Origin of the sequence: Pseudomonas protegens, from assembly GCF_003732485.1 — a bacterium.
Classification (GTDB): domain Bacteria; phylum Pseudomonadota; class Gammaproteobacteria; order Pseudomonadales; family Pseudomonadaceae; genus Aquipseudomonas; species Aquipseudomonas protegens_B.
The window spans coordinates 536-8,153 of sequence record NZ_MOAK01000043.1 but is presented as its reverse complement, the minus strand read 5'-3'; the positions used below and the strand labels follow the sequence as shown (position 1 = coordinate 8,153).

Sequence of the window (7,618 nt, the reverse complement as noted above, 5' to 3'; positions counted from 1 at the left end):
AAAGAACGGATTTTTCAGCCCCCGGCGGCTGCCACTCACGCTGGTGCTTTCCCGGCTCGGCGGGCGATCGGAGTGGATGAGAGCCGCCCTATGAAGTGGCGCCGAACCTTTCAGGCAAGGATTGTCGGGGTGCTGGCGCTGTTGCTGTTGGTACTGATTGGCGCGGTGTACTTCGCGGTGAAGACCGCCACCACCCAGGCAGTGGAAAAGCAGGCGCAACTGCAATTGAAGATCGGCACACGAGTGTTCGAGCGCCTGCTGGACCTGCGAGGCCGCAACCTGCAATACGGTGTCGACTGGCTGGTGGTGGATTCGGAGTTTCGCCGTGCCGTGGTCAGTGGCAAACCGGTGGACATTCTCGCGTCCCTGGCCCAGCACCGTGGGGGCATCCGTTCCAGCGAGATGTTCGTGCTCAGCCCCGAGGGGCGAGTCATCGCCAGCACTCTGGCGGAGATTGCCCGGGACCAGCCTTTTCCCTACGACCGGGCGCTGCGTCGAGCGCTGCGGCACAACACCCATATGCTGTTCGTTGCGATCAAGGGCCGTCCCTATCTGCTGGTGCAAGGTGAAGTGCTGGAGTCGCTGCCCATTGCCCGGGTAGTGATGGGCTTTCCCATGGACGAGCTGTTCGCCCGGGAACTGCGTTCCATGAGCAACCTTGAAGTGTCATTCCTGACCGTCGACGGCGAGCACCCCGGAGAGTTGTTCAGCACCCAGCCGGAGTTCTTCTGGTCACCGATCATCAATGTCCTGCGTGACTCGTTGTGGCAGTCCCTGCCGCAGATGAGCGAAACCCATGGCCAGCGCTTTCTCAACCAGGCACTGCAACTGGCCAATACCGGGGATGTCGACGATCCACGGGTCATGGCCTTGCTGCAAAGTCCTTTGGAACAGGCGCTGCAAGCCTTCGCGCCACTGGACCGGGAGTTCCTGTGGATCGCCATGGTGGCGCTGGTGATTTCCCTGGCCTTCGCCCTGCTGATGGCACGGCGGGTCTCGCGGCCCCTGGAAGACCTGGCCCAGGCCGCCAGACGCATCGGTGCCGGTAACTATCAGGCCACGGTGGCCATCAAGCGCAGCGATGAATTCGGCGTGCTGGCCGATGCCTTCAACGCCATGCAAAGCGCCATTGCCACCCGTGAGCGGCAACTGGCCCACAACGCCCTGCATGATCCCCTGACCGGGCTGCCCAATCGGGCCCTGGCCATCGAGCGCCTGGGCCAGGCCATCGCTGCCCGGCGCAATGTGGTGTTGCTGTACCTGGGGATCGACAACTATCGGGCGATCAACGAAGGCTTCGGCACGGAAGGGCTGGAGCAGATGATGAGGGAGCTGAGCCGGCGGCTGCGTGAAGTGCTGTCCCAGGGCGATACCGCCGCGCGAATCACCGCCAGCGAGTTTCTCCTGCTGCTGGAAAACACCGAGCTCGATGGCGCCATTGCCATGGCCGACCGCCTCCATGGCCTGTTGAGCCGACCCCAGCTGATTCAGGGCGATGAGGTGCGGCGCCAGATCTGCATGGGCATGGCGGTGTATCCCGCCGACGGCAAGTCTGCCGAAGAACTGATCAGCCGTGCGGCGATCGCCCGCCACGATGCATCGCTCAACCCCGGTTACCTGCAGGTCTACCAGCAAGACCGCGACCTGGCTCATCAGCGGCAGATCAGCTTGATCCGTGATCTGCGTCGCGCCGCCGCCGAAGGCGAGCTGTTCCTGCTGTATCAGCCCAAGCTGGATCTGCGCCGGGATTACCTGCATCAGGCCGAAGCCCTGCTGCGCTGGCAGCACCCGGTGTTCGGCGTGGTGTCGCCGGCGGAGTTCATTCCGCTGGCCGAGCGTACGGGCAGCATGCACAGCCTGACGTCCTGGGTCATCGAGGCTTGCATTCGCCAGCTGGCGGAGTGGAATCGCCGGGCTTTGCCGGTGCGCCTGTCGCTGAACATCTCCGCCAGCGACCTGGAGGACGACGGCCTGGAAGTCCGGGTCAGCCAGTGCCTGGATCGCTATCAAGTGGCCGCCGAGCAACTGGTGTTCGAGATCACCGAGAGCGCCATCATGCGCCATCCGGAACAGTCGCTGGCGGTGTTGCAGCGCTTGCGTGGCTGTGGCATCAGTCTGTCGGTGGATGATTTTGGTACCGGCTATTCATCCCTGGCCCAGTTGCAGCGTCTACCGGTGCAGGAGCTGAAGATCGACCAGTCCTTTATCCGCAACCTGGACGAAACCAGCGGTGATGCGGTGATCGTGCGCTCGACCATCGAAATGAGCCACAAGCTGGGGCTCAAGGTGGTGGCCGAAGGGGTGGAGTTCGCGCATTGCCTGAAACTGCTGGAAGGCTGGGGCTGCGACACGGTCCAGGGCTACCTGATCAGCCGGCCGTTGCCCACCGAGGCTTTCGAGCGTTGGTTGTTGAAGTCCCGGGTGCCCAGCTGAAGGGGCTGGATGGCCGGCGCGGAGCCGGCATCCAGGGTGTGAGCTTTCAGAGGGTGGCCGACTCGGCCTTGGTCAGCAGGCTGTGCAGCTCCGGCTCGATGCCTTCTTCGCTGAGGTTGTCCATGATTTCCAGGATACAGGACGCATAGCGCTGCTCGATGGCGGCTTCCGCCCAGTCCAGCTCATAGACCGCCATCACCCGCACATCCAGGTAGGGCGAGTCCGCCAGCAGGCGCTTCAACAACGCGATGGCCGGTACGGTGCGCAACTCGCCCAGGGAGACGGCGCAGCGGTGCTGCCAGTACTCGGGCCGGGACAGCAGTGTCTCGCCGAGCCGTTGCCATTGCGCCGGGGTAAAGGCGTGAAGCACGCCCTTGGCCACCTGTTCGGTGGTGTATTCGTTCCAGTTGGTGGCTTCCGAGTCACCGAACCAGTGCTGCAACCGATCAAATAGTTCATCACGTTTATCCGTATTCATGATGTTTTTTCTCCTGCGTGGGGCGGCCGCGCCAGCACGCTGTTCCTGGCGTGCCGCCCAATGCCATGGCGTTTATACAGGCGTGCCAGGACCGATGCTGCCTCATTTGCGCCAGGCTTCCCAGTGTTAAAGGTGCCACCGGGGCAAACAGCCGGTGCAGCGCCGGACGCGACTCTCTGGCATTGGCGCGCGAGCCTGTCCCGGATTACCAGGCCCCGGCGAACTTCACCGCAGCCGCCGCGCGGGAGGGCACCTTCAGGGTGTGCAACAGGGACGAGACATGGATGCGCACGGTGAACGGCGAGATATCCAGCTCCCGGGCGATTTCCTTGTTGGTCTTGCCCTGAGCGATCAGGCGCAGCACCTCTTGCTGGCGGTTGGTCAACTGGCTGATCTCGGCGCAGGCATCCAGGGGCAGCAGCAGGCCGGAAGGGGCGTACTTGACCACCACTTCGCCCTGGCGAATGGCCAGGATTGCCTGGCCGATTTCTTCCGGGCTGATGCTCTTGCCGATAAAACCGTCGGCACCGGCGGCCATGACTTCGCCGATCAGGTCCTGGTTGTCCACCATCGATACCACGATGATCGAGGTTCGCGGCAGTTGTCGGCGCAGGTCGGCAATCATGCCTACCGAGGTCAAACCGGGGAAGCGCAGGTCGAGAATCAGCGAGTCCGGCTCCTCGCCGGCCAGGGCCAGGGCCAGCACGGCGGCCAGGTCGCCGGCCTCTTCGAGCACCGCCTCGGGCAGCAGGCGCTGGATGGTGCGCAACATGCCTTCGCGAAACAGCGGGTGGTCGTCGGCGACGATAATCCGACATGTCATGTTTGAAACTCCTTGAAACATCCAGTCCTGTGAGCATGCTAACTTGGCGCACGGCGTTGTAACTGCCCGCTGGTCGCGTCCGATACGCTGTTTTGCAGAACGGCAAAAGACCACGGCAGCGCATATTGCACAAGGAGGTGATTGCATGAAAGTTGAGAAGGACAGCGAGCTCGATCAGGCCACCCTGCGGATTATCGTGGCCGGTTGCGCCCTGGTCTGGTTTGCCGTGATCGGTTTTCTGCCGGGGCAGGATGTGGATCCCTACGTGCCGGTGATCATCTACATTTCCCTGTTCATGCTGGGCTCGATCGTCCTGCGCATGGCCATCGCCCGCTGGCCCGGGCACTACCCGGCGCGGCGCATCCTGGGCATGGTCTACGACTACACCGGCACCTGTTACGGTCTGGTGGTGGGCGGGGAAGGGGCCCTGCCGATCTATGCAGTGATGGTCTGGGTCAACCTGGGCAATGGCATGCGCTTCGGCTCGCGCTACCTGGCCATCGCCACCGTTCTGGCGCTGTTCGCACTGTTCATGGTCTACCTGCTGACCCCCTATTGGCAGGCCCAGCCCTACATGGTGCTGATGCTGATGATCACCAGCACGGTGATTCCGGTGTACGCCCATATCCTGCTCAAGCGCACCCGCCTGGCTTCGGAAGAAGCCATCGCCGCCAACCTGGAAAAGTCCCGGTTCCTGGCCCAGGCCAGCCACGACCTGCGCCAGCCGATCCACTCCATTGGCCTGTTCACCGCTTGCTTGCGCGAGGCCAGCCTGGGGGGGGAAGAGCGCCGCTTGGTGGATAACATCGACCGTTCGCTGCTCAACGTGTCGCAGTTGTTCCGTTCGATCCTCGACCTTTACACCCTGGACAACGGACACGTGCAGCCCAAGTACGAAACCGTGCATCTGGGGGAGTTACTGCGCGACCTGGTGCGCCAGAACACCGAAGCGGCGCGCTGGGCTGGTGTCGAGTTACGGCTGCGGCCCTGCGCCCATTGGGTGCGGGTCGACCCGGGGCTGTTGGCGACCATGGTGCAAAACGTGCTGTCCAACTGCTTCAAGTACGCTGCGGAACGGCCGGTGCTGATTGGCGTGCGCCGGCGCGGCCAGGGCCTGGCCATCGTCATCTATGACCAGGGTCGGGGGATTGCCGAGGAGCACCTGCCGAAGATCTTCGATGAGTTCTACCGGGTCCGCCAGGTACGCGACAAGGACGTCGAAGGCGTCGGTCTGGGCCTGTCCATCGTCAAGCGCCTGGGGCAGATGACCGACCTGCAGGTGACGATTCGTTCGCGGGTCGATCACGGTACTACCGTCAGCCTGCATGGCTTGGTACTGGCTGCGCCGCAGCGTTTGCACAGCCGTGACGAAGCGGTGCAGAGCGGCTTGCTGACCGGGTTGCGGGTCTGTCTGGTGGAGGATGACCGCAACGTCTTGCTGGCCACCTCGGCGTTGCTGGAACGCTGGGGCTGCGTGGTCCAGGCCGAATCGAGCGGGGAGAATCTGCTGACCGATTGCGACATTATCGTCGCCGACTATGACCTGGGCACGCGCGCCTCGGGTATCGAATGCATCGACAGCATCCGCCAGCAGCGGGGCTGGGAGGTGCCGGCGCTGATCATCACCGGGCACGACCTCGAGAAAATCCACGCCGCCCTGCACGACCGCAACATTGCGATCCTGTCCAAGCCGGTGCGTCCGGTGGAACTGCGGGGCACCTTGCGAGCCCTGCGCGAGACGCCGCTGGCGTCCCTCCACAGGGCTTCGGCGCAAGAGGCTGTTACCAGGTCCGGCACGGGATAAGCAGGGGATAGTTGGTCATGGTCAGCTTCTTGTTCTCGCCACTGGCGAGCTCGACGAAGTTGTCCAGCATGCCCGAGTACGAAGAGGTCGAACTGCGCTCGGTGTAGTAGTGGGTGGTTACCGGCCCGTAATTGGTGTTGCTCTGGCCGGTGCCCACGTACTCGTTCCAGCGACTGGTGCCGTACACACTGTCCTGGCCCTGGACGAAGTACCGGCCCGGTTGCAGGCCCGTGAACTGGAAGATGCCGTTGCCGTTGGTCCGGGTCACCCGGTGCACGGCCACGGCCTCGGGGGCCATGCTCACCGGCGCGCCCTCGGGCTGGGACCTGCGCAAGTCATGCCAGGCCTGCAAGTGCGGGGTGACCGGGTAGAGATAGATCTCCACATTGCCGCTGTTCTCGATGCCGTCGTTGCCGACGATGCAGAACTTGCCGGTGAGCGTTGCGTTGCCGGGTTGCAGGGCGGCGCGCGCGGCCTGGGTATCGAAGGGGACGGTGGGGTACTGCACGGTGGGGATCTTTACCGGCGGGTATTCGTCCAGGGTTCGTCCCTGGCGCGGCGCGCAGGCACTCAAGGCACAGGCGAGCAGGACTGTGCCTGCCACTATGAATAAGCGGGAGTTCATGGGTTCAGAACCTTTGAAGAAGTTGCAGTGTTCGCGCGACACAGCCCTGCCATGGCGCAGTGGCCAGTGGTCGCCGCGAACCTGGGTAGTCAGGGACTGCCGGCTTATTGCTTGGTGCACTGGGCGGGGAGCGCTACTGCGCCGCCCATGGTGGCGAAGGCGACCATGCCGCCGCTGGGCAATACGCAGTCATATTCGCCGTTGCTGGTGCTGGCGGTGAAGTAGGTCTGGGACGCGTCGCTGCGTACGTTCGAGACCGTGCTCACGGGCTTGCCGAGGGTGGTCTGGGCGCGGTTCTTGAGGTCGTCGTTGCTCGGTTTTGCGATGGCGCAACCGCCCAGGGCGAGGGCCAGGATGCTGAGCAGGGTGAGAGGACGGACACTGGAATGGAGTTTCATGATGAATCTTCCTTGGTGTTGTTGTGTTTTCAACGGCGCAGCCGCTCCCGACACCGCAGAACGGCGGTGTTGGGGGAGAGCGGGTGGTTGCTTGGCACTATATCGCCCGGGTGGGGGAGGGTCGATTAGCACAAATGGGCTAATGTCGCTTTGCAATTACGAGGCGCAGGGGGCGCGGGGATCAGGGCCGCTTGATGGGCCCGGCGGGGCGCTGCCGGGCCCGGATCAGGGGTCAGGTGAGCAGTTGTTCCTGCAGGCGCCGGCCCAGTACGTCGAGCAGGTCGCAGCCGTCGCGCAGGGGGATGACGCACAGCTGGGCGAAGTCCTGGAGCAGGGCCGGGTTGCTCTGCAGATTGTCGTGGCTGGCGATGTTTTCCAGCAACTGGGTGGCCGCGCGGATGCGGTGGGCGGCGGCTTCGTGGAGGGCGTCCAGCGGGGCCTGGGTGTCCACCAGCAGGGCGGGGATGTTGTAGTCGTTGCTGGTGAGGGGCATGTAGTGCTCCACGTTTCGATCCGCTGTGTTGGTGGGTGGATCTGGTGTGATTTTTTTCATTGGTCTGGTTCCTAACGTATGAGTCGGAGTCGCCAAAAATCACTTCCACGTAATTAGGTGGCGGCTGTACGCAGGTGTGGAAGACCGGGACGTTAGGCACCCGGCGCACTCAAGAGTGCCCCGCGCACAGCCACCATAAGTGCAGGCTACAAACATGCCTGGCGGTTGCCTGGTGCTTTGCGCGCCTAACGATATAGGGGCTTCCACACCCCTGTCACTGAATTTGCAATGACCCCCAGACCTTAAGGGCATCGCCTTGGAGGGACAAGGTGATGCAATTGGACGCGAGTTGTAGGAATTTTCGGTGATCGAGGTTTGAGGGGAAGGGGGGAGGGTTTGGTCTTGAGCGGTGGGGAAGCTAGTCGTAAAACCGGGATCTTTTTGTGTACATATCCGTTGCTGCGGTCACGGCCGCTGACGGTTTCGCCCTTACGGCGAGTCCCTTTTGTCAAACGACACAAAAGGAACCAAAAGGTCTTGCCCCTCCATGGGCCCCTCGCTGAG

General features: G+C 63.2%; 7 protein-coding genes. 2 read left to right on the top strand and 5 right to left on the bottom strand.

Translation table 11 applies throughout. The features are described 5' to 3' along the window. Positions 1-90 precede the first annotated feature (90 nt). Complete coding sequence (locus tag BLX41_RS09455) at positions 91-2,433, top strand: putative bifunctional diguanylate cyclase/phosphodiesterase (protein ID WP_123724671.1); 2,343 nt, start codon at positions 91-93, stop codon at positions 2,431-2,433. Positions 2,434-2,479: 46 nt separating this feature from the next. Here BLX41_RS09455 and BLX41_RS09450 read toward each other — a convergent pair whose 3' ends face one another. Both BLX41_RS09450 and BLX41_RS09445 read right to left on the bottom strand, forming a co-directional pair. Next, on the bottom strand, positions 2,480-2,911 hold the full coding sequence (locus BLX41_RS09450; RefSeq protein ID WP_123724670.1) for a HEAT repeat domain-containing protein: 432 nt from the start codon (positions 2,909-2,911) through the stop codon (positions 2,480-2,482). A gap of 205 nt (positions 2,912-3,116) precedes the next feature. Further along, positions 3,117-3,734 carry a LuxR C-terminal-related transcriptional regulator gene (locus BLX41_RS09445; protein WP_123724669.1) on the bottom strand — a complete coding sequence of 206 codons (618 nt, stop codon included), beginning with the start codon at positions 3,732-3,734 and terminating at the stop codon, positions 3,117-3,119. A 145-nt stretch (positions 3,735-3,879) separates the two neighbouring features. Here BLX41_RS09445 and BLX41_RS09440 point away from each other — a divergent pair, with 145 nt between their 5' ends. Further along, positions 3,880-5,538 (top strand): ATP-binding response regulator, encoded by a 1,659-nt coding sequence (locus BLX41_RS09440; RefSeq protein WP_123724668.1) that lies wholly within the window; start codon positions 3,880-3,882, stop codon positions 5,536-5,538. On the opposite strand, the gene BLX41_RS09435 is transcribed toward BLX41_RS09440, so the two are convergent. From BLX41_RS09435 to BLX41_RS09425, 3 genes are all read right to left on the bottom strand, one after another. Then, the gene (locus BLX41_RS09435) at positions 5,516-6,163 is read right to left on the bottom strand and encodes a carboxypeptidase-like regulatory domain-containing protein (RefSeq protein ID WP_123724884.1); all 648 of its coding nucleotides are present in this window, start codon (positions 6,161-6,163) and stop codon (positions 5,516-5,518) included. The genes BLX41_RS09440 and BLX41_RS09435 overlap by 23 nt on opposite strands. A 104-nt stretch (positions 6,164-6,267) precedes the next feature. Then, a complete protein-coding gene (locus tag BLX41_RS09430) occupies positions 6,268-6,561 on the bottom strand; it encodes a hypothetical protein (RefSeq protein WP_123724667.1) in 294 nt (97 codons plus the stop codon). Positions 6,562-6,793: 232 nt separating this feature from the next. Then, the gene (locus BLX41_RS09425) at positions 6,794-7,114 is read right to left on the bottom strand and encodes a hypothetical protein (protein ID WP_123724666.1); all 321 of its coding nucleotides are present in this window, start codon (positions 7,112-7,114) and stop codon (positions 6,794-6,796) included. Positions 7,115-7,618: the final 504 nt, after the last annotated feature.